General features: G+C 36.3%; 23 protein-coding genes. 2 read left to right on the top strand and 21 right to left on the bottom strand.

Annotated features, from left to right (window positions below):
- Window positions 1-38 precede the first annotated feature (38 nt).
- From ACFFIX_RS09020 to ACFFIX_RS08995, 6 genes are all read right to left on the bottom strand, one after another.
- Window positions 39-239 (bottom strand): DUF2768 domain-containing protein, encoded by a 201-nt coding sequence (locus ACFFIX_RS09020; RefSeq protein WP_378932773.1) that lies wholly within the window; start codon window positions 237-239, stop codon window positions 39-41.
- 428 nt (window positions 240-667) lie between these two features.
- The gene (locus tag ACFFIX_RS09015; protein WP_378932771.1) at window positions 668-1,705 is read right to left on the bottom strand and encodes an NAD(P)H-dependent glycerol-3-phosphate dehydrogenase; all 1,038 of its coding nucleotides are present in this window, start codon (window positions 1,703-1,705) and stop codon (window positions 668-670) included.
- A 90-nt stretch (window positions 1,706-1,795) separates the two neighbouring features.
- Entirely contained in the window at window positions 1,796-3,106 is a 1,311-nt protein-coding gene (gene der / locus ACFFIX_RS09010; RefSeq protein WP_378932769.1) for a ribosome biogenesis GTPase Der, read from the bottom strand.
- A 175-nt stretch (window positions 3,107-3,281) separates the two neighbouring features.
- Window positions 3,282-3,470, bottom strand: coding sequence for a capping complex subunit for YIEGIA (locus tag ACFFIX_RS09005; protein ID WP_378932766.1), 189 nt, complete (start codon window positions 3,468-3,470; stop codon window positions 3,282-3,284).
- Window positions 3,467-4,360 (bottom strand): YIEGIA family protein, encoded by an 894-nt coding sequence (locus ACFFIX_RS09000; RefSeq protein ID WP_378932763.1) that lies wholly within the window; start codon window positions 4,358-4,360, stop codon window positions 3,467-3,469. Before ACFFIX_RS09000 ends, ACFFIX_RS09005 begins: the two co-directional genes overlap by 4 nt.
- A 1-nt stretch (window position 4,361) precedes the next feature.
- A complete protein-coding gene (locus ACFFIX_RS08995) occupies window positions 4,362-4,958 on the bottom strand; it encodes a YphA family membrane protein (RefSeq protein ID WP_378932761.1) in 597 nt (198 codons plus the stop codon).
- 190 nt (window positions 4,959-5,148) lie between these two features.
- On the opposite strand from ACFFIX_RS08995, the gene ACFFIX_RS08990 reads away from it, so the two are divergent.
- Entirely contained in the window at window positions 5,149-5,283 is a 135-nt protein-coding gene (locus tag ACFFIX_RS08990) for a YpzI family protein (RefSeq protein ID WP_378932759.1), read from the top strand.
- Window positions 5,284-5,773: 490 nt separating this feature from the next.
- Here the strand turns inward: ACFFIX_RS08990 and fni are convergent, their stop codons facing one another.
- The 9 genes from fni to prsW all read right to left on the bottom strand — a co-directional run bounded on the left by fni (window position 5,774) and on the right by prsW (window position 14,009).
- Window positions 5,774-6,823 (bottom strand): type 2 isopentenyl-diphosphate Delta-isomerase, encoded by a 1,050-nt coding sequence (gene fni / locus ACFFIX_RS08985; protein WP_378932756.1) that lies wholly within the window; start codon window positions 6,821-6,823, stop codon window positions 5,774-5,776.
- Window positions 6,824-6,861: 38 nt separating this feature from the next.
- Window positions 6,862-8,010 (bottom strand): 30S ribosomal protein S1, encoded by a 1,149-nt coding sequence (rpsA, locus tag ACFFIX_RS08980; protein ID WP_378932754.1) that lies wholly within the window; start codon window positions 8,008-8,010, stop codon window positions 6,862-6,864.
- A gap of 159 nt (window positions 8,011-8,169) precedes the next feature.
- Window positions 8,170-8,751 (bottom strand): lysophospholipid acyltransferase family protein, encoded by a 582-nt coding sequence (locus ACFFIX_RS08975; RefSeq protein WP_378932752.1) that lies wholly within the window; start codon window positions 8,749-8,751, stop codon window positions 8,170-8,172.
- A gap of 1 nt (window position 8,752) precedes the next feature.
- Window positions 8,753-9,427 carry a (d)CMP kinase gene (gene cmk / locus ACFFIX_RS08970; protein WP_378932750.1) on the bottom strand — a complete coding sequence of 225 codons (675 nt, stop codon included), beginning with the start codon at window positions 9,425-9,427 and terminating at the stop codon, window positions 8,753-8,755.
- A gap of 147 nt (window positions 9,428-9,574) precedes the next feature.
- The gene (locus ACFFIX_RS08965; RefSeq protein WP_378932748.1) at window positions 9,575-9,751 is read right to left on the bottom strand and encodes a YpfB family protein; all 177 of its coding nucleotides are present in this window, start codon (window positions 9,749-9,751) and stop codon (window positions 9,575-9,577) included.
- 48 nt (window positions 9,752-9,799) lie between these two features.
- Window positions 9,800-10,462: a flagellar brake protein gene (locus tag ACFFIX_RS08960; RefSeq protein WP_378932746.1), complete on the bottom strand. Its 663-nt coding sequence runs from the start codon at window positions 10,460-10,462 to the stop codon at window positions 9,800-9,802.
- Window positions 10,463-10,618: 156 nt separating this feature from the next.
- Window positions 10,619-11,962 carry a germination protein YpeB gene (gene ypeB / locus ACFFIX_RS08955; protein WP_378932744.1) on the bottom strand — a complete coding sequence of 448 codons (1,344 nt, stop codon included), beginning with the start codon at window positions 11,960-11,962 and terminating at the stop codon, window positions 10,619-10,621.
- A gap of 11 nt (window positions 11,963-11,973) precedes the next feature.
- On the bottom strand, window positions 11,974-13,191 hold the full coding sequence (gene sleB / locus ACFFIX_RS08950; protein WP_378932741.1) for a spore cortex-lytic enzyme: 1,218 nt from the start codon (window positions 13,189-13,191) through the stop codon (window positions 11,974-11,976).
- Between the two features lie 161 nt (window positions 13,192-13,352).
- The gene (prsW, locus tag ACFFIX_RS08945; protein WP_378932738.1) at window positions 13,353-14,009 is read right to left on the bottom strand and encodes a glutamic-type intramembrane protease PrsW; all 657 of its coding nucleotides are present in this window, start codon (window positions 14,007-14,009) and stop codon (window positions 13,353-13,355) included.
- A gap of 108 nt (window positions 14,010-14,117) precedes the next feature.
- On the opposite strand from prsW, the gene ACFFIX_RS08940 reads away from it, so the two are divergent.
- Entirely contained in the window at window positions 14,118-15,086 is a 969-nt protein-coding gene (locus ACFFIX_RS08940) for an asparaginase (protein WP_378932736.1), read from the top strand.
- Between the two features lie 47 nt (window positions 15,087-15,133).
- On the opposite strand, the gene ACFFIX_RS08935 is transcribed toward ACFFIX_RS08940, so the two are convergent.
- The 6 genes from ACFFIX_RS08935 to ACFFIX_RS08910 form a co-directional block, all read right to left on the bottom strand.
- A complete protein-coding gene (locus ACFFIX_RS08935; RefSeq protein WP_378932734.1) occupies window positions 15,134-16,099 on the bottom strand; it encodes a YpdA family putative bacillithiol disulfide reductase in 966 nt (321 codons plus the stop codon).
- Between the two features lie 88 nt (window positions 16,100-16,187).
- Window positions 16,188-17,459, bottom strand: coding sequence for a Glu/Leu/Phe/Val family dehydrogenase (locus ACFFIX_RS08930; protein ID WP_378932731.1), 1,272 nt, complete (start codon window positions 17,457-17,459; stop codon window positions 16,188-16,190).
- 438 nt (window positions 17,460-17,897) lie between these two features.
- The gene (locus tag ACFFIX_RS08925) at window positions 17,898-18,491 is read right to left on the bottom strand and encodes a genetic competence negative regulator (protein WP_378932728.1); all 594 of its coding nucleotides are present in this window, start codon (window positions 18,489-18,491) and stop codon (window positions 17,898-17,900) included.
- A gap of 123 nt (window positions 18,492-18,614) precedes the next feature.
- A complete protein-coding gene (locus ACFFIX_RS08920; protein ID WP_378932725.1) occupies window positions 18,615-19,541 on the bottom strand; it encodes a MerR family transcriptional regulator in 927 nt (308 codons plus the stop codon).
- 151 nt (window positions 19,542-19,692) lie between these two features.
- Window positions 19,693-20,460 carry a metallophosphoesterase gene (locus ACFFIX_RS08915; RefSeq protein WP_378932722.1) on the bottom strand — a complete coding sequence of 256 codons (768 nt, stop codon included), beginning with the start codon at window positions 20,458-20,460 and terminating at the stop codon, window positions 19,693-19,695.
- A 193-nt stretch (window positions 20,461-20,653) separates the two neighbouring features.
- Window positions 20,654-21,112 carry a DUF2663 family protein gene (locus ACFFIX_RS08910; RefSeq protein WP_378932720.1) on the bottom strand — a complete coding sequence of 153 codons (459 nt, stop codon included), beginning with the start codon at window positions 21,110-21,112 and terminating at the stop codon, window positions 20,654-20,656.
- Window positions 21,113-21,172 lie beyond the last annotated feature (60 nt).

Here is a 21,172-nt window from a genome sequence, read left to right as displayed (position 1 = left end):
TTCACAATTGAAAACTTCCTTTAATCTGCAATAGTAGTTTATTCACTGACAGGGCCACTAAACACAACAAAAAGGATAATAATGCCCGCTAGAATCATAAAAAAATAGGCAAGAACACTAAAAATCACTTTTAAGAAACCCTTTAATTTAAATCGACTTAAGTAAATAAAAATAATGGCAATAAACATAAAGCCCATTGATGCTAATGCAATCCACATCTTCATAAGAGCTATATTCATTCTAACTCCTCCTCATTCCAAGGTAGATTATAATACACTTCTAAGAGCTTGTCCAAAGTTGACTTAAGATTGTCATAATTTATTGAAAAAACGATAAAAAAAACTGAAGTAAAGAGGGGGCACACTTTACTTCAGCGGGGAAAACGACTAATTTTCTACCTATGCGAAAAGAGCAACTCTTATTTTACTACGATGCATTTTATGCGGATTTGAATGGTTTTGCATCCTCTAATGCCTAAGATAAGCTATAAAGTTTACAAGTCGCAATAGTGAGTATAGCTGAAATGGGTATAGGAGGACTCATTTTCATGACATCTAATTCATCCGCGGTATGCAACAAGCCTTCATACCTTTTTTAGGATCTTTTTTAATTCGTAAACTCAAGATATTCTATGCATTGATTCTAAATTGGTCACATTTCTTCTTAGTTAAAAGGAGCGATTATCCATTATATTAACAAGATCTTCCATTTCATGTGTCTTTCCACGAGTCATCAAGGAATCCACAGCATCTTTTGGACTTTGTCCGTTAAATAACACTTGATACAAAGCCTCTGTAATCGGCATTTTTACCCCGTACTTTTCTGACAACTGTTGTGCAGCTTTCGTTGTTCGAACTCCTTCCACAACCATTCCCATGTTTTCCAGTACTTCTTCTAGTTTGTGACCTTTGCCAAGCAAATTCCCTGCTCTCCAGTTTCGAGAATGAATACTTGTACAGGTAACAATTAAATCACCAATGCCTGTTAAACCAGAGAATGTTAGTGGATTTCCACCTATTTTACTTCCCAACCGTGCAATTTCCGCTAACCCTCGAGTGATAAGGGCTGCCTTAGCATTATCCCCATAGCCAAGCCCGTCAGAAATACCTGCAGCAAGTGCAATGATATTCTTTAAAGCACCACCAATTTCAACGCCAATTACATCAGGGTTTGTGTAAACACGAAAATGTTGGTTAATAAACAAATCTTGAATATATTCAGCTTTCTCCATGTTTAATGAGGAAGCTGTCACTGTCGTTATATGCCTCCTGCTTACTTCTTCAGCATGACTAGGACCAGATAGGACAACTACAGCTTCAAGCATATGTCCGGGCATCTCTAATTCAATAATTTCTGAAATTCTCAACAGTGAATCAGGCTCAATCCCCTTACTAACATGTACAATGGTTATAGAATGTTTGAGCTTTGCTGAGACTTGATTAAGAACCTCTCGAATAGCTTTTGTAGGAACAGCGAGTACAATGGTATTAGTACCCTCTAAACTTTCTTCAATGCTTGAGTAACCGATAATATTTGTAGGCAGCTCAATTCCAGGTAGATACTTTTCATTAGTATGTGAATGGTTAATTTCAGTGATTTGTTCCGGACGATGTCCCCACAGTCTTACTTGATGACCATTATCAGCTAGTACAATTGCTAATGCTGTTCCCCAACTTCCTGCTCCTAACACAGCGATCTTTTCCATCACTTCACACCCTTTTCTATAAAAATACACGAGTATAAACGCCTGTAACTAGTGCAGGTGTTAACCTCTAATTAACTCAACTTAACAGTATTACTTTCTAGCTCTTGGGAAAATTTTAATTGGTGATCCTTCAAATTCAAATGCTGCTCTTACTCGGTTTTCCAAGAATCGTTCATACGAGAAGTGCATTAATTCTGGTTCGTTAACAAACACAACAAATGTTGGTGGTTTGATTGCCACTTGTGTTGTGTAATAAATTTTCAGACGTTTCCCTTTATGTGTTGGCGTTGGATTCATGGCAACAGCATCCATAACGACGTCGTTTAATACACTTGTTTCAACTCTTCGCGTATGATTTTCACTTGCTAATAAAATTTTAGGCATTAACGTATGAATTCGTTTTTTTGTTTTTGCTGATAGAAAAACAATTGGAGCGTAGTCTAAAAACTTAAAATGATCACGGATGTTTTGCTCGAATTCCTTCATCGTGCGCTCATCTTTTTCAACCATATCCCATTTATTTACGACAATAACGATTGCTCTACCTGCATCATGTGCATACCCAGCAATTTTCATGTCCTGTTCAATGATTCCTTCTTCACCATCAATCACGACAAGAACGACATTTGAGCGGTCGATCGCTTTTAATGCACGTAATACACTGTATTTTTCTGTTGATTCATAAACCTTGCCTTTTTTACGCATTCCTGCTGTGTCGATAATAACAAATTCTCGACCTTCATATTTATAAACAGTATCGATTGCATCACGTGTTGTTCCAGCTATGTCACTTACGATTACTCGGTCTTCACCTAAAATGGCGTTTACCATTGAAGATTTTCCAACATTAGGTCTACCAATTAATGAGAATAATACAGTTCCTTCATCATAATCATCAGAACCAACGTTTTTAAAATGTTTAGCAACCTCATCTAGTAAATCCCCTAATCCTAAACCGTGAGCTCCTGAAATCGGAAAAGGTTCCCCAAATCCAAGTGCATAAAAGTCATAGATGCTTGGACGCATATCCGGGTTGTCAACTTTATTTACTGCCACAACAATTGGCTTATTCGAACGATATAATATTTTGGCAACCTCTTCATCAGCCGAGGTTACACCTTCACGTCCATTTGTAAGAAAAATAATCACATCAGCTTCATCAATTGCGATTTCAGCTTGTTGACGAATTTGTGAAAGAAAAGGCTCGTCTCCGATATCAATTCCACCTGTATCAATTAAGTTAAACTGATAATTCAACCATTCTCCTGAGCTATAAATACGATCTCTTGTCACACCTGGGGTATCTTCAACAATGGAAACTCTCTCCCCAACAATTCGATTAAATATCGTTGATTTCCCAACATTTGGGCGACCTACTATTGCTACAACCGGTTTTGCCATATAAAACATCCTTCCTGTTTCTCTATGTAAACTTCTTGGCTAATATTTTAATTAAAAGACGTTTAAGTTTATTATAGACAACGCATAGAATTTATAATTCATAAAAGAAACCCTTCTTTAAATTGAGAAGGGCCTTAACTTTTATATATTAGCAAACATTTCACAAAACCTCAACTCAGTGTTTGACAATAATGTAAAGATCATCACCAATTCCGTGGGCAATTCCATCTAAGATCGCTTCTAGATTCGTCGCCACGAAGTCCATTTCATCCTTTGTTTGACAGTTAAAGATAGCTGTACTGCCTGACGCTTTTGATGGATTCGTGGTGATGATCGCTAGAATATATTTTTCTAATGCACTCATTTTCCCCCACCTCGCCGGTTTGCTTTTGCCTCACTTGGCATGCGGATGGCATTTTCAAGTGTTGGTACTTCTCCAACAACTTGAATTGCCTTATCAATATCATGATCTTGCGGAAGAACGAAAACACCTAGCCTTCCATCATTTAAATCACGCTTGGCCAGTGGTACTAAAGACGGTTCTCCTGTGTCACGCACGACCCCAAGTGCAGTTGATACATCATGTAAGATCGCCTGCCTTTGACCTAAGTTCGCGATTGTTGCTTTCGCATTAATGTTTTTAGGTGTCAAAATAAAGCCCATTCCGTATTTCAAGATTAGTTCTTGTTTAGCAGGAAGACCAATATTCATAATGTAGATATTGCCTACATACAGACCTGGGCCCTCAAAATGAGGTTTTACAAATTCAATATCCGCAATATTCTTTAATCTGCTACCTGCCATTAACATTTTAGATATAAATATACAACCAATCCCGACAATTAAAGCTGCCCAGAAATTAAAAACTAGAAAGGCAAAGGTTGTTAATAACGAAGTAAAAATTACTAGATAATTACGACTTTCAAATGCGATCGCAATTCCCTCAATATATGTACTACCTCTTGGAACTAATTCATAGCCGTCTAACTCGGTCAGTGTGTTTCTCTCCATGTTTCGAACGTCACGAAATTGAGAAGCAGCTAAAGTAAGGAATGTGATGGCAGTAAATTCTTCTTCCATAATTGCAGGGACAGCAATTGTTCCAAGACCTGCGGCAATTACGCCAAGTGCAATATGGATAATCTTCCCATGCAAATAGGTTGGATATTGCCGGTAATCTGTTCTCAGCATATACAACCTCGTTATAACGCCCATAATGACTCCAAATAATACCGGATATGTGAATTCATTCATTTTAGCCTTGTTTCTCCTTTATTGGCTTTTGTAGATTGTTCTCAAGCATCACAACAACATGACTATAGGCATTCCAAATAAAAATAAAGGCACACCCTACAACCGTAATATCTAAAAACTCGGTGGATCCTATGATTAAATGCTGATGAAATTGTCCAAGAACGAACCAATATAGAAACTCTCCTTGACAGATCGCAATTAAATAGTAAGAAAATTGTGCGGTCACTGTCTGGCCAAGGTATATCGAGAGAGCTCCGATAACGAAGCTCATTATCCAGACACTATCTATAATGAACCATACAGGATCATATAATCGTATTAGAAGAATACCAGCATAAGCAAATGTAAGTGCAATTGATGTGATAAAGATACCAAACGTATAGTTATTTTTATAAACTGCAAGGAAAAACCCGCACATTAGAAAGAGAAAATAAGAGATTGAAATATTAAAATGAGCAACAACAACAAACAGTCCGCTTACTAATATATTTGTTAATATAAAAAGCGAACAGGAAAACCTCATTACACTTTTCTTTAATAAGAAAGTCGCGATAATCCAAGCAGCCCACATTAACCAATAATATAAAATACCTTCCACAATCCACCCTCCTACCATTCCCATTATGTCTATTTCCACTCGTGTTTAATCGAAGAACAGGAAAAATAGCACGAATATTTAATGGAAAGTAACAAAAAATGAAAGTACACGTTGTAATTTTTTTAGAAACTCTTAAACAATGTGATATCGGAATCGTATATCGAATAGTCAGATGGAGGTTTTGAAGAAGATGGGAAAAGATCGTCAAGAAAAGAAGCTAAGAGAAAGTAAACGCGTTGAATCAGATCGCGATCAATCAATTAATTACCCAGGCGGTACTACGCTTGAGGGAACGGAAACAGCAAGAAATCGAAATGAAAAGTAGATTAAGAAAAGCGCAAGGCGCCCGCTTATCGGCGACAAGCATAAGACGAGCCGGCTGGAAGGTTGTTCTTTAACCTTCTGGACGGATTGGCTTAGACCATAGAGCCGATGGCGCCTTGCGCTAGACACAAAAACTAAGTACAAAAAACTTATACTTTCTTATCTTTTTAAAAGAGCGCAAGCGCCTTGGTAGAGGAAGAAAGGCTAAGTTCGCAATATCCTGTTGCAACGCCTTTCTGACCTGCATCCTGCAGGCCTCCGACAAGCATAAGGCGATTCTAAATAGAAGGTGGTCTTTGACTTCAATTTAGAATTGACTTATGACCTCGAGGCAGTCAAGAAAGCGACGTCAATCGCCATGCCTGCACTAGCACGTCCTGTGCGTCGGAGCTGGACTTGCGAAACGCTTACTGTGTCTAAGAATTATATAAATTCTGGTACAAAAAAGTGGCTTACTTAGAAAACTTCAAAGTAAGCCACTTTAATAAACATTATTTATAATTCGAAATAATTCTTCTTTGACTAAATTGCTTTGTATCAATACCTCGTTCCGTAAGCCAGTGATGGGTACTTCCTGATAAGACAAGAGGTGTTTGCTTTAAATCAGTAATCGTTTTTGCGCCTAGTGCGGTCATAATCATTTTTAAGTCATCTAGGATTAGATTTATTTCATCGACTAATGGTCCAGCACCTTTTTCAACTAATATTTTCAATAAGTAGCCTGCCATTCCAACCGCTGATGCACCTAAAGAAATTGATTTAGCAATGTCCAAGGCATTTTGAATACCACCTGAGCCGATGATGGTTGCATGTGGTAACGTAGCCTTCATTTCTGTAATAGAAACAGCCGTGGGTATTCCCCAGTGATCAAAATAGCTTAGCATTCGATGTCTTCGACTATTTTCTATTTTTGAAAAATTTGTTCCACCAAATCCACCAGCATCTATTGATGAGACACCGATGTCATGTAACAGTTTCGCTGTATCCATATTGATTCCAAATCCGACTTCTTTTACAATAACTGGAACGCCTACATGTTGAACGATTGATTCAATTCGTTTTAAGGCACCTGTAAAGTCACGGTCACCCTCTGGCATTACTAGTTCTTGAACAACGTTTAAATGAATTTGCAGAGCATTGGCTTCAATCATATTTACAGCTAGCTTTGCTTGTTCCACGGTCGCTTCACTACCAAGGTTTGCAAACAGGATACCATCTTTGTTCACTTTTCTTACGATTTCATAAGAAGGGCGTTCATTTTTGTCTTTTACTGCGGACATTTGTGAACCAACAGCTAAACCTATCTTTGTTTCAGCTGCAGCCCTTGAAAGTGCCTCATTGATGCGCAGTGTCTGCTCCCCACCCCCACCAGTCATTGCATTGATAAAAAGAGGCGAACTTAAAGTAAGTTCGCCGACTTTTGTAGTCAATTCAATGTTTTCAACAGATTGGTTAGGCAGGCTTTGATGAACAAATGTAATATCGTCAAAGCCATTTAATCGATGCTGACCCGTTGAAAGGGCATGTTTAATATGCTCCATCTTTCGTTGTGCTCTGTTGTTCACCTTTATCACCGTTTTTATCTAAGTTTTTTTAATTGATCGCCGATCATTTCACCTAATTGAAAGCCAGATGATGATTCTTCTTTTGCTTGGTAATTCCTGAAATCCTGGTCATTTCCTTTTGGTGCTTCTTCTAATTCACGAATACTTAGTGAAATTCGTTGCTCAGCTTCATTAACATCAAGAACTTTTACTTTTACAGTTTGACCTTCGTCTAATACTTCTTGTGGCGTACCAATGTGCTTATTGGAAATTTGAGAAATATGGACAAGTCCTTCTACTCCGGAAATAATTTCGACGAATGCACCGAAAGACACTAATCGTTTCACTGTTCCTTCAAGAATATCACCAGGTTTCACTTGTTCTTTAATATTAGACCATGGTCCAGGTAACGTTTCTTTAACTGATAGTGAAATTCTTTCATTGTCACGGTCAACAGCTAATACTTTTACAGTTACTTTTTGGCCTTCCTCAACTACATCTGATGGTTTCCCTATGTGTGAGTGAGAAAGTTGGGAAATGTGAACAAGTCCGTCAATACCACCGATATCAACAAATGCTCCAAAATCAGTTAAGCGCTGGACAGTTCCTTCTAGTACTGATCCTACCTTAATAGATTCAAGAAGCTCTTGCTTTTTATTCGTTTGTTCTTTTTCTACAACAGCTCGATGTGAGAGAATCACTCTGTTTTTTTCACGATCCAATTCCACAACCATGAGTGATAGCATTTTTCCTTTGTAATCAGAGAAATCTTCAACATAGTGGGACTCTACTAACGAAGCCGGGATAAACCCTCTAACTCCTAAGTCCACAACAAGACCGCCTTTGACAACATCTTTAACTTCTGCCTCAAATACCTTTTTCGATTGAAAAGATTCTTCTAAACTGTCCCAAGCATTATCAGCATCAATTGCTTTTTTGGATAAAATGATTGCTTCTTCTTCAACCTTTAATACTTTTAGTTTTAAAGAATCTTTTTCATTTAATGCGTCAGATGCTTTTTCAACATGTAAACTAGAAAGCTCACTTATTGGGATTATTCCATTTTGCTTGCAATTTTCGATTTCAACAATAACTTGTTTTTCTTCGACTTTCATTACGATCCCTTTTACCACGTCACCGACTTCTGGCGATTCAACAGAAACTCCATTCAACTCTTCTACCATTCCATTTACCTCCTTGGTCAAAACCTGCGCGACTTTTGATAAATATGTAAGCTTTCATTTTATTCGGAGCTATACTCTAACAATTTAGAATAAAATGAAAATATCTCTTTTATTAAACTTCTAATAAATGCTACTTTTTGTCAAGTAGTAAGTCTTCAACTAACGATTTTTTTCAAGAAGATTTTGAATTTCTTTCATAATTAATTCTGTCGTTTCGTCTGCTGATGCTTTTCTAGCTCTTAATTCATCAATATTTACTGGCTTTCCATAAACAACCTTTAGCGATCGAAAGGCTTTATATGGTCCGATAATTGCACAAGGAACAATTAACGCATCCGAACGAAGAGCGAAAAAACCAGCACCTGATAAGCCTTGACCCAATTCACCATTTCGACTTCTAGTTCCTTCAGGGAATAATCCTAACACATTACCCTCTTTCAAGATCTTTAAACCAACACGTAATGCTTCTCTGTCGCTCATTCCTCGCCGAACTGGGAATGCCCCTAAGTCAGGAAGAAGCTTTCCTAAAATCGGAAGCTTGAAAGCCTCAGCCTTCGCCATGAAATGAACTTTTCTGGGAGAAGTTATCCCTACGACGGGAGGGTCAAAATTATCAATGTGATTTGAGCAGAGTAAAACCGCACCTTCCTTAGGAAAGTGCTCTAGACCGGTAATTTTGATTCTATACAACGGTTTGAAGATTACATAAACGAGAGATCTTGCAAAAAAGTATAATGACATATTAATCAAGCCTTTCTTCAATCAATTGTTTAATTTTTTCAACAACATCTTCAATTGAAAGAGAAGTTGTGTCAATTTCAATTGCATCATTTGCTTTTCTAAGAGGGGCAATTTCACGTTCAGAATCTAATTTGTCACGATTTGCAATCTCAAGTTTTAGTTGTTCAAAATCTGATAAATACCCTTTTGATAAATTTTCATCATGCCTTCTTTTCGCTCTTTCATCTACTGATGCTCTTAGGAATACTTTTAATTCCGCCTGTGGCAAAACATGTGTACCAATATCTCTTCCATCCATGACAACACCACCACTAGTAGCTAGCTCACGTTGACGTTTGACCATTTCTTCGCGAACCAAGGCGTGCCTTGCTACAATTGATACATTATTCGTAACTTTACTCATACGAATTACATCAGTAACGTTTTCTTCATTCATCAATACAATTTGTCCTTGTTCTGCAGGAATTAAGTCAATTTCAACTGTAGAAAGAACTTCTGCCACTTCACTCTCATTTTCAATGTCAACCTGCTTAGTTAATACTGCATAGGTCAAAGCACGATACATTGCACCGGTGTCAATATATATATATGAATAATACTCTGCAAGTATTTTAGCGACTGTGCTTTTTCCTGCGGCAGCAGGGCCGTCAATCGCTACGGATATTTGTTGTTTCATAGTTCCTCCTAGTGAATATAGTAGTCTAGTAAATTAGTATGATTAATTGTTCTAAAGAAGGGCTTTTATTTATTCCCTCTTTTAGAATGGGTTCAGGCACAATACTTTTACAGAGCTTAATAAACAGGGTGCAGATTAAACCAGCATTCAATTATTAAATGTTTCAATCCATTCAGTTATTGTAATTTTATTTACACCTTCATATTGAACAACCCGAGAAATATAAGGCTGAATTTGTGGTTGTTGTATTAATACTTGTGAACATACAAGTAAAATAAATTGAATAACAACTAACTTAATTAATATTCGTTCGAACGTTTTCACAGTTTCAACTCCGGCATTTTTTACTATTATACCTTTAAAAACCGCACTTTATTCGAAAATGACTCCTCTTCTCTTCATTAAGATTTGTTGATCAAAACAAAATCTTATAACAGTTTGCTGTGCTTTCTCTTCAATATTTAGAAACTGTAGCGGCAACTTATTATATCCAGGATGTTCACCTGGTAATATACGGATAACTTTTGACTTTACGTTCAAATGTTCTATATTCCCATTTTGAAAAGGAAGTGAAAACCAAACATTGACTTCTTGTCCATTATTCAAGGGTGATTCCCTTGGAATAATAATGGCAGTTCCACCTGCACTCAAATCAGAAGTAACCGCAGTAAAAGGCTGGAACTCGTCGTTTAAAGAATGGATTGCTATGTCAATATTTGTATCAACCCTTACATATTCTCGTCGTTGAATGCGAATAACTTGATCATCACCGGGAAATGTCAGAGAAATCATCGGTATATTTTCTTTTAATCTTCCTGTAACTTCAGACTGAAATTTAAAAGCATTTTGATCTTTACGGACAAAAGAAACATATAACTCAGTACCCATCATTAAATAAGCAGTTCGACCTGTTTTTTCATTAATAGGATAATCAATATATAACTGATTTCCTTTTCTTTCCACTAGTTTACACTTTAACTTTTCGTTAGTTAGATCTTTTGTTTCTAATAATAAAACATCCCCAATATTTAACACATAATCACTCTCTCTTAAACGACTCTCCTATTTATTAAATCACGATCTATAAGAGTTTTGCAAGAGCGGAACAAAAGCGAAAGCTGATACAAATACACTTCTTTAATTTTAGATAAAAAAAAGAGAAAAGGATTTTGACCCTTCCCTCCTAGTACTTTAGATTTCTTGATAAAGTGGTTCTGGATTTTTTAGTTTTTCTACTTTTTCTTCTAGGCCATTATCCGCATCGATAAAGATTCGGTATGTGTCATTTTCTATCGTTCCTAAAAATTCATAACAGAGAACCTCTTCACCCAGTTCATTGACAATAACTGCTAGTCTGTCTTCTTGAACCTCTAAGCTTGGGCTTAACATCCCTCTCGCTTCTTCTTTTGAAATTTTAGGTTTAGGTAATTCTCTCTTTTTATGAGCAGCTAAATAATCTCTCGCTGAAAATCCAACTACTTTTCCATCGTCTAGTGCGACTTTGATACGAATCGCATCTGGGTACAATCTAACTCCTTGCTCCACAGATACATATGAAAATACTCCTATGTTGTCATACTGTGCACTTTCATACAATTCTAGATCTTTAAAGTTGTGTTGCTCTAAAAATGCCAAAGCATTATTTGACGCTTCATTCAAACCAATTTTCTTCTCCTTCACATCGCGATTTTGAATAAAGAAGATTGGATAACCACCTTTTTTCGTTATATCCATGTTGATATCTGCTTTGCTTTTGTTATCATGCATTGATAAGCTATAAAATTCATAGTCAGATCCTTCACCGCTACTTGTTACTTTAATTTCATTTACATTTTTAGGTACGAATTTTTTTGCGATCGTTTTGGCTTCTTGCTCAGTTATTTCTTTGCCTTCTAAATCTTCAAAGCCTTTGCTTCGGTTTTTTATGGATGTAAATGAAGGACCAAAGTCCGTTTCAGAAAAAGCATCTACATTTTCTTCAACTGTTTTAAACCCATCGATGATGGTGTTATCTGCTTGTTTCTGACCTGAAGCAAGTGCTAATTCAACATCCATCCAACGTAAATTATTTTCAATTACAAGATGTTGCACATTTCTCAGTTCTTTTTGAATATCTGAAGACTGCTTATACAATGATTTAAGCGTTTTGTACTCATCATCTGATAATGGCTCTTTCTCTAGATCACGGACGGCTGCTCGATAACTAAAGTCACCAATATTAGCTAAGAATTCCTCTGTCTTATTAAATGGGAGCAAAGACAAGGGTAGCTGCCCAACATCTGAGTGAGCTTGAGATGTAATTCTCCACACGTCAGCTAGTGCAGGTGATAATGATTTTTTTGAATTCATTGCTAATGTGGCACCAATTTTGTCATTTAGTTGATCTACTCGAAATGTTAAATCATGAAAGGCCCGTTGATAGCTATTTTCGGCCTGAATTAACACAGCATCTTTTTCTTGATGCTCTTTATAACCCCAATATGCCGAACCTACTACGCCGATTGTCAATAATGCTATGACAATTCCACGAAACATTATTCATCACCTCAATCACAGAAAATATGTTTTCCGATTTTTTTAATTTGCGGTCGACCCCAAATCCAAGAGCTAGTCGCTGTGTCTGGATTAAAATAGTACAATGCATCTTCACTTGGATCTAAACCATTTATAGCATCTAATACAGCCTTCTTCGCTGTATCATTGGGTGTTAAGTTAATTTGCCCATCTGCAACTGCTGTAAAAGCACGTGGTTCATAAATAACTCCTGAAACAGTGTTTGGAAAGGTTGGGCTATTTACTCGGTTTATAATGACTGCCGCAATCGCTACTTGTCCAATGTAAGGTTCTCCCCTCGCTTCACCATATACAGCATTTGACATTAATTGAATGTCATTTTGAGAAAACCCACCGGGCATATTTGCTGCTGTAGGATTTTGCTCTTCCTGCTGTGGTGCATTCTCAGGTTGAGGCTCTGGTTCTTGCTGCGGTTGTGGTTGTTGCTGCTCTTGCTGCTGTTGTGGTTGTTGCGGTTGTTGCTGCTCTTGCTGCGGTTGCGGTTGTTGCTGCTCTTGTTGCCTAGCTTGTTCCTGTTGCTTAGCTTGCTCTTGTTGCTTAGCTTGCTCCTGTTGCTTAGCTTGCTCCTGTTGCTTAGCTTGCTCCTGTTGCTTAGCTTGCTCCTGTTGCTTAGCTTGCTCCTGTTGTTTAGCTTGCTCTTGTTGCGGTTGCTTAGCTTGCTCCTGTTGTTTAGCCTGCGGTTGCTTTGGCTGCGGTTTGCTTTGAGCTTGAGATTTATATTGTTGCTCCTGCTGGAGTTTCCTTGCTTCAGCTTGTTGTTTAGCCTTTGCCCTCGCTTCTTGACTAGGAGCAGATTGAATACTCAATGGCACTCCACCATAATGAGTAAAGTCTCGACCAGCTTTCAATTGTTCATAAACATATGATTTATAATATTTAGTTGTGTTTATGAGCTTATCTTTCGTTTTTTGACCTACAAGTCCATCAATTTCCTCAAGACCAAATTGATGTTGAAAATTACGTGCTGACCAATACGTACTCCAACCATAAACACCATCTATCGTGCCGTGATAGTACCCGTTATATTGAAGTCTGGACTGAAGCTCAATAACATCATTTCCTGTTGCTCCTCTTTGAATGACTTGATTCGAAAAAGCATGAGCGTTAGGAAGTTTTGGTGAAAAGAATTGAAATGTGATTGATACTGAAAGAAACAGTAAGACCATCAACATTATGCGCATGTTTTTCATGTTGCTGCCTCCCCTTCTTGGTGTTTTTTTGCTTATATGTATTTTCTGTAGTGTTTGGTATTTTATTCATTGAATTAAACCTAAAGCCAATTTCTCTAAGTAATGGCAACTAAATTCTATAATAAAAACAAAAAGAAGCCACCTGAAAGGTAGCTTCTACTTTATAAATATTGATTGATAAGTCTAGCTCTCTTCGCTTTGTGAAGAGCGAACCACCACAAGAAAATCATAAATGGGAGCATAATAAATCGCCAATGATGGTAGCTAATTAATATATAATCATAAAGTCCATGTAAAAAGATAGGGAAAAATAAAGATAGAATAAGCCAGTTTCTTTTTTTTGAAGGTGATGAAGAAAATTTTCCTTTTCCTAAGTAATAGCCCATGATGACTCCTAATAGAGCATGACTTGAAACAGGTAAAATCGCTCTTCCAATTGCAAATTCTACGCCATTTGCAAATAAGTAAAGAATATTTTCCAGAGTTGCAAATCCTAAAGAAACCGATACACCATAAACAATTCCGTCGTAATGCTCATCAAAATGAGTATGCTGGTATATCGTGAAGAAGAGTATAAACCATTTAAAAAATTCTTCTAGAAAACCATACGCAAAAAAGGCGTGCAAAAGACTGGATGAAAAAACAAACTCAATCTCGAGTACGTATTGTATAAACATAATTGGAAATACAAGCAGCGCCCCAAATGCAAACGATCTGAAAACCATATAAATTGGTTCTGAATCATATTGATCGCGTAAATAAAAATAACTAAGTAAAGCTAGACCTGGGGCAATGCCCGCAGAAATAATTGCAACCATCCACAGGCCTCATTTCTTAATTTTTCTTTCTATTTTATCATCCTATCATGTTATCCTAGAATTGAAAATGTACTTATATTTAATTAACTAGCTCTGGAGGTTCTAATCATGCAAAACATCCTATTAATTCATACAGGTGGCACAATCTCAATGGAAGAAGATAAGAATACAGGGGAGGTAAAGCCAGGGGAATCAAATTTACTTGTTAAACATATAAATGGAATTCCGAATATAAATTTAATTTCACTGGAATTACTCCATTTACCTTCCCCACATATTACCCCAAACGATATGCTCAAAATAAAAGAGACGATTGAAGAAAAGGTAAAAAGTGATCAATTAGAAGGAGTCGTCATTACACACGGAACAGATACTTTGGAGGAAACTGCTTACTTTTTAGATTTAACACTTGATGTTGACATCCCAGTAGTGTTAACAGGTGCGATGAGATCTAGTAATGAGCTTGGATCTGATGGGTTATATAATTTATTATCTGCTATTAAAGTTGCTTCAGCAAAGGAAGCTAAAAAAATGGGTGTCTTAGTCGTGATGAATGATGAAATACACACAGCAAAAAATTGTACAAAAACTCATACAAGCAATGTTGCAACTTTCCAAAGTCCACAATATGGACCTATAGGTTTTGTAAATAAAAACGCTGTAGTTTTTCACCACAATCCTTTTGTAACGTCATCTTTACCTGTAAAATCTCTTAATAAAAATGTTTTACTTCTAAAAGCCTTCGCTGGGATGGACGATAGCATTCTTTCTGCCTTAGAAAATATTCAACTTGACGGACTTGTTATTGAAGCACTTGGTCAAGGAAATTTACCACCAAAAATGCTACCAGGAATAAAAAAATTAATTAATAAAGGGATACCAGTTGTCCTTGTTTCTCGCTGTTTCAACGGAATTGTACAAGATATATATGGATATGAAGGTGGAGGACGTCATTTGAAAGAACTAGGTCTAATCTTTAGTAATGGATTAAATGGACAAAAAGCGAGATTAAAATTAATGATTGCCTTGGAAAGCACAACAGAATTCGAGAAATTAGAAACAATCTTTTCTTATTAAAAATAGCAAATAGAGATGACCCTACATTGAGTTCATCTCTATTTGTTTTAAGTACGTTTTTTGATCTCATTTGCTATGATATCTCCATGGAAGCGACCATTTTCAATAAAAATTTCGTTTGAATTATTGCCGGCTGCAATAACTCCTGCAATAAAAATACCCGAAATATTTGTTTCCATTGTTTCGGCATTTAAGGAAGGGCGTCCTGTTTCTTTATCAATACAAATGCCCATTTTTATTAAAAAGTGGTGATCAGGATGGTAACCAGTCATAGCAAACACAAAATCATTATTGATTGTTTTTTCATCGCTGCCTTCAACGTTGTACGTTATTGTTTTCTCTTCAATTCTTTTTAATTGTGCTTGAAATTCCATCCTGATCGTTCCGTTTTTAACGAGTGCTTCAAATTCAGGTAATATCCACGGTTTAATGCTCGGTGAGTAATATTGCCCTCGATACAAGACAGTCACTCTTGCGCCAGCATTTACAAGCTCCAGAGCGGCATCCACACTAGAGTTCTTTCCACCAATCACAGCAACATCTTGATCAAAGTACGGATGAGCTTCTTTAAAATAATGAAATACTTTTGAAAGGTCTTCCCCTTCCACACCCATATAGTTAGGAGAATCATAATAGCCTGTAGCTATAATCACATATTTTGCCTTATACTGCTGTTTTGTAGTGCGAATTATAAATGCATTATCTATTTTATTTACTTCTTCAACTTTTTCAAACGGATTTATTCGTAGCTTCTTCCTTTTCACAACTTCGCGATAATAAGCTAGTGCTTGGTTGCGATGTGGTTTGCGATTTTCAGTTATAAAAGGAACCTCTCCAATTTCAAGCTTTTCGCTAGAACTAAAAAAGGTTTGATGCGTTGGATAGTGATAGATAGCATTTACAATGTTTCCTTTTTCAATAACTAGAGGGTTTTTACCGCATTTTTTTAAAGCAATTGCAGCAGCAAGGCCACATGGACCTCCTCCGACAATAATAATTTCTTCCATAATCACGTTTGTTCACTCCTGATCTATGAGTCAAACACAAAAATCTCCTACCGATAATGATAGGAGACTTTTCTGTATGTTGCAAATGAAATGATTAGATCCATCCTCTAAATCTAGATGCCTCGGCCATCTTTCTGACCCCAACCATGTAAGCCGCCAAACGCATGTCAACGCGACGATTTTGTGCTGTTTCGTATATATTTTTAAACGATTTGACCATTACTTTTTCGAGTTTCTCTTCGACTTCTTCTTCAGTCCAATAGTAGCCTTGATTATTCTGGACCCATTCAAAATAAGAAACGGTAACGCCACCAGCACTTGCAAGGACGTCTGGAACTAAAAGTATATCACGATCTGTGAGAATCCTTGTTGCTTCAAGAGTTGTCGGCCCATTGGCAGCCTCAACTACAATGCTTGCACGAATATTGTGCGCATTTTCTTCAGTAATTTGGTTTTCAATCGCAGCGGGAACTAAAATATCACAATCCAATTCTAATAATTCTTTGTTGGTAATTGTGTCAGTGAATAGCTTCGTTACTGTACCAAAGCTATCTCTTCGATCAAGTAAATAATCAATATCTAAACCATTCTCATCATGTAGTCCACCGTAAGCATCGGAAATACCGATTACTTTAGCACCAGCGTCATGCATAAACTTTGCAAGATAACTTCCTGCATTTCCAAAACCTTGAATAACAACTCGTGCACCTTCAATTGAAATTCCTTTTTTCATTGCAGCTTCACGGATACACAATGTTACCCCTTTAGCAGTTGCAGACTCACGACCATGTGATCCACCTAGTACTAGTGGTTTACCAGTGATGAATCCTGGTGAGTTAAATTCGTCAATTCGGCTGTATTCATCCATCATCCAAGCCATAATTTGAGAGTTTGTAAATACATCTGGTGCTGGAATGTCTTTTGTAGGTCCAACAATTTGACTAATTGCTCGTACATACCCACGGCTTAAACGTTCTAACTCACGGAATGACATATCCCTGGGGTCACATACGATTCCGCCTTTTCCTCCACCGTATGGAAGGTCTGCGATCCCACATTTTAAACTCATCCAAATAGAAAGTGCTTTCACTTCTATTTCTGTTACGTTAGGGTGGAAACGAATTCCTCCCTTAGTTGGTCCGACAGCATCATTATGTTGGGCACGGTAGCCAGTAAATATTTTAACTGAACCATCGTCCATTCGAACAGGAATTTTCACTGTCATCATTCTTATTGGCTCTTTTAAAAGTTCATAAACTTCTTCCGGATACCCCAATTTCTCTAGGGCATTATGTATCACCGTTTGTGTTGATTTTAACACATCATTTTTTTCAGTTGTTTTATCGGTGTTTTTTTCGGCTACCATTTAAGTTAACCTCCTACTATCTTTTCAGTTGAAATGGTGGATTGTCCACCATTCATGACATAGTATACACCTTCGAATGTTATATGCAAAGCAGAAAAAGTTCATTTATTGTTTTTTTATTCGGTTCTTGTAAGCGATTTCAAACTTAATATTGATTAAACTAATTATTAAATTGATAAAGGGCAACATAATTATTAAATATCGTTTATGTTTATAATTTCTTTCTGAAAATAAGAACAATTAATCCCTTGGCATTCCTTAGATCATGATAAGCTCCCTTTACAGAGGAAAGCAGTTTTATGAGTCTTTTTTTGCGTTTTTTTATACATTACTTATTCAATGCGGGTGATAAAAGTTAAATATAATATAAAATAAAAAAAGAAGCAGACTATAATTTTAGTCAGCTCCCTGTCGATTTTCCCTATATTTGTAGCTAGTTTACCTTTTTTTCCAGAAATACTGATAAATTTGTTGAATCGCTGAGTCTTTCATAATACAGTTTCCGTATTCTATTAACCTATGGATTGTAATCGTTGATGGACTCCCATATTCAGCGAGTATTGAAATCAAATCCTCTATCTTTAGTGGTTGGTCCTCACCTAAAAGTAAATAAAATTGATCTTGGTACGAGTAAATTGATCCATCAATAATATTTAAGTGATTTAAGCAATTTGAAAGGTTGATTAAATCTTCAAACGACTGAAATTCATAGATAATATCTACACTTTCATCAAGTTTTACTTGCATTTCTATATAATCGTCTGAATAATCATCGTCTATCTCTTCAGTTTCTTCATTTTTTGTCACAATAACGACCATACCTTGAGCCTGAAGTGAAAAAACTTCAACAGCAATCGGCCCAAATGCCTCAAAGCCTAATTCTTCACTTGCTTCATTCATCATGTCACGGAAAAGCTGATGAACCTTTAAAGAGTCTTTCCAAAGATCTTCTTTCGTTAGTCCTCGGTCACTTAGATCATCTGTTGTTAAGAAGATTTTTATCTTATTGTAGTTTAACCGCTCTAGCCGCATCCCTTACCCTCCTGCCGTCAGAACGCTCATGATACATACATTGTATGAATTTGCAGTGAGATGGTTCTAAGAATTTTGTAAACACTGTACACTAAAGAACATTTATTAGACAAGATATAAATCTTAGATCACACTTGCTAACTTACTTTTAAGCCACTGCTCCCATTCAGATTTCGTTTCTCCAAGTAAGTAATTCTGATGAGCCGTGAGAGCTTCGATTGTAACCTTGTTAAAGCCACTTCCACCTAATCCAATTTCTAATTGCTCATATTTTACTCTTAGGTGATCTACAAGTGCAAGGGTTTTAGATACGTTTTCCTCTAATGTACAAGCTAAGAAAAGAAACTTTGGTTTTACTTGGTCCAAAACAACATCAATGTCATCCTCGGGAATACTAGTCCCTAAATAAATAACTTCGAATCCTTTTCGTCTGAGAAACATAGTGAAAATTAACAATCCTAATTCATGCCATTCGTCTGGCCCACAAACTGCAATTACTTTTGGAAGTATCCCATTTATAGGTAATGTGTGGAGAATCATGCCCATTCTCGATCGCAGAAACGCTGAGGCAAAATGTTCATGTGCTGTAGTAATTTTGCCTGTTTCCCATAGATTCCCTATTTTCACTAACAGTGTGCCTAGAATATCAATCACAACTTTATCAATTGAATAAAGACTGAATGCTCGATTTAGTAACTCATGTGCTTGATTTTCATCGAAAGAAAGTATACTTTGAAGAAGCTCATCAGCTAGATCTAAAGATCTGTCATGGATATCCGCTTTATCATCTAATAGACTCGTTTCTTGTGTTGATACATGACTGTTTTCTAACAAATGAACTGCCTGACTGATTGTAAATCCCTTATTAACTTTATTGATTAACCATTTTAAAATTTTTATATGTTCTTCTGTATATAAGCGATGTCCTGAATCGTTCCGTTTTGGCGCAATCATATTGTAGCGTCTTTCCCAAGCTCTTAGCGTACCTGGCTGAATTCCAAGCATTTGGGAAACTGCTTTTATATTGTATTTGCCTTCAAGAGTAGACATAGTGCAAATCCTCCAATAACAAAAATCACTGTAAAGAAATTATATCGGATGTAGCAGTTTGTGTAAATTTTGTATAACATTTGAACAGACCATGCTAGAATGCATGGTCTGTTTAAAATAAGGTATAGTGATGCTTCCCTGTTCTCGTCAACTAGCCGTTACGGATTGTTATTAAATGGGCTTCTGCTGGAGCGCCAAGTCTAAGTGGAAGCTGAGTTGTTCCATAACCATTGCTAATCAGTATGGTAGATTGAGGCTTTTTGTATACCCTACCTTTTTCATATAGTCCTATGTTAAAGAACCTTATTTGCCCACCATGTGTATGTCCACTTAAAATAAGTGAAATCTTATGCATGTCTTGAACCTTATTTAAAATATCAGGGTTATGGCTCACCAAAATCCTAAATCCGTTTTTTGAGCAATCATTTAGAGCTGTTTCTAATTTGTCACGGTCATCCTTCAGATCATCAACACCTAATAAATTGATTTTTTCATTTGTCAGTGATTCAAAACTAACCGCTGTATTATCAAGAATTTTCACTCCTTGATCAATAAGAATGGAATCAAGCTTATGATAATCTACTTCATAGTCATTATTTCCCCACACAAAATAGGTTGGAGCTATCTTTTTAAGCTTCCTTACATTTTCCTCAACAGTTGAAAATGGTACACCACTTTCCATTAAATCTCCACCAATGATCACCAAGTCAACTGATTGATCTATTTTGTTTAATAATTTATCTGAAAGATGCCTACGATGAATATCCGATATAAAGAAAATAGTTAATGTCCCAAAACTGCTAGGAAAATTGGAAAACCCTAAATCATTTCTTGTAAGATTGTTCTCTTTTGCTTTAAAGAACATAATTACTAATGTAAAAAAGCCAAGTACAAAAATAACGCTAAAAGTAAATATCATAGTACCTCCTGTTGTCTCTATCCTCATTTTACATATGATTACATAACTTCCGTTGAAATTAACATACATTTCCAATATTTAATCATAGTAGAAAACGCCTCAATAAACAATACTTGAATAAAAAAAGAAGATTTTAAAAACGCATGGATTTTCACTGAACAAAACCAATGCGTTTCAAAAGCTTCTTCTGGTCCTATTTACTTTCATGAAATAAATTAATATCAAATTCCTTTTTCATCACCTTAAACACTTCATTCCTCTTCTGCCAATGAAAAGGCTGTGGCCATAAGTCTGGACTTTTCTTAATGATTTCACAGCGTAAATTATGATATTCTTTTTCGGCTTTTTCTTCCTTTTTTTTGAAATACAAAGATGTAGCGTATCCGCCCACAATCGTTAAAACAAGGAACGTATGAAGCGTTTCATTAACGAATGAGCTAAAAACGTATCCGATATTTCCACCACTTGGCTGCACAACAAATCTATATAAATACGCCATAAAACCCATTAATGTAATAAAAGTAAACATTTGATAAAAAAAACACTTTTGCTTAAATTTATCAAATTTCCTCTTCCGATCGACTAGATTTTGAAGCATTTGTTTTGTTGGTTCATCTGTTTGTTGATTTAGCATCATAATATGACTTTCCATGTTAACCACACCCCATTAATAACATATCAATTTACAACTTACCTTATTTCATTGTATGAA

The sequence above is a fragment of the Metabacillus herbersteinensis genome, from assembly GCF_042433335.1.
Classification (GTDB): domain Bacteria; phylum Bacillota; class Bacilli; order Bacillales; family Bacillaceae; genus Metabacillus; species Metabacillus herbersteinensis.
Note: the sequence above shows the minus strand (reverse complement) of the source record. Positions and strands in the feature narration are given on the sequence as shown.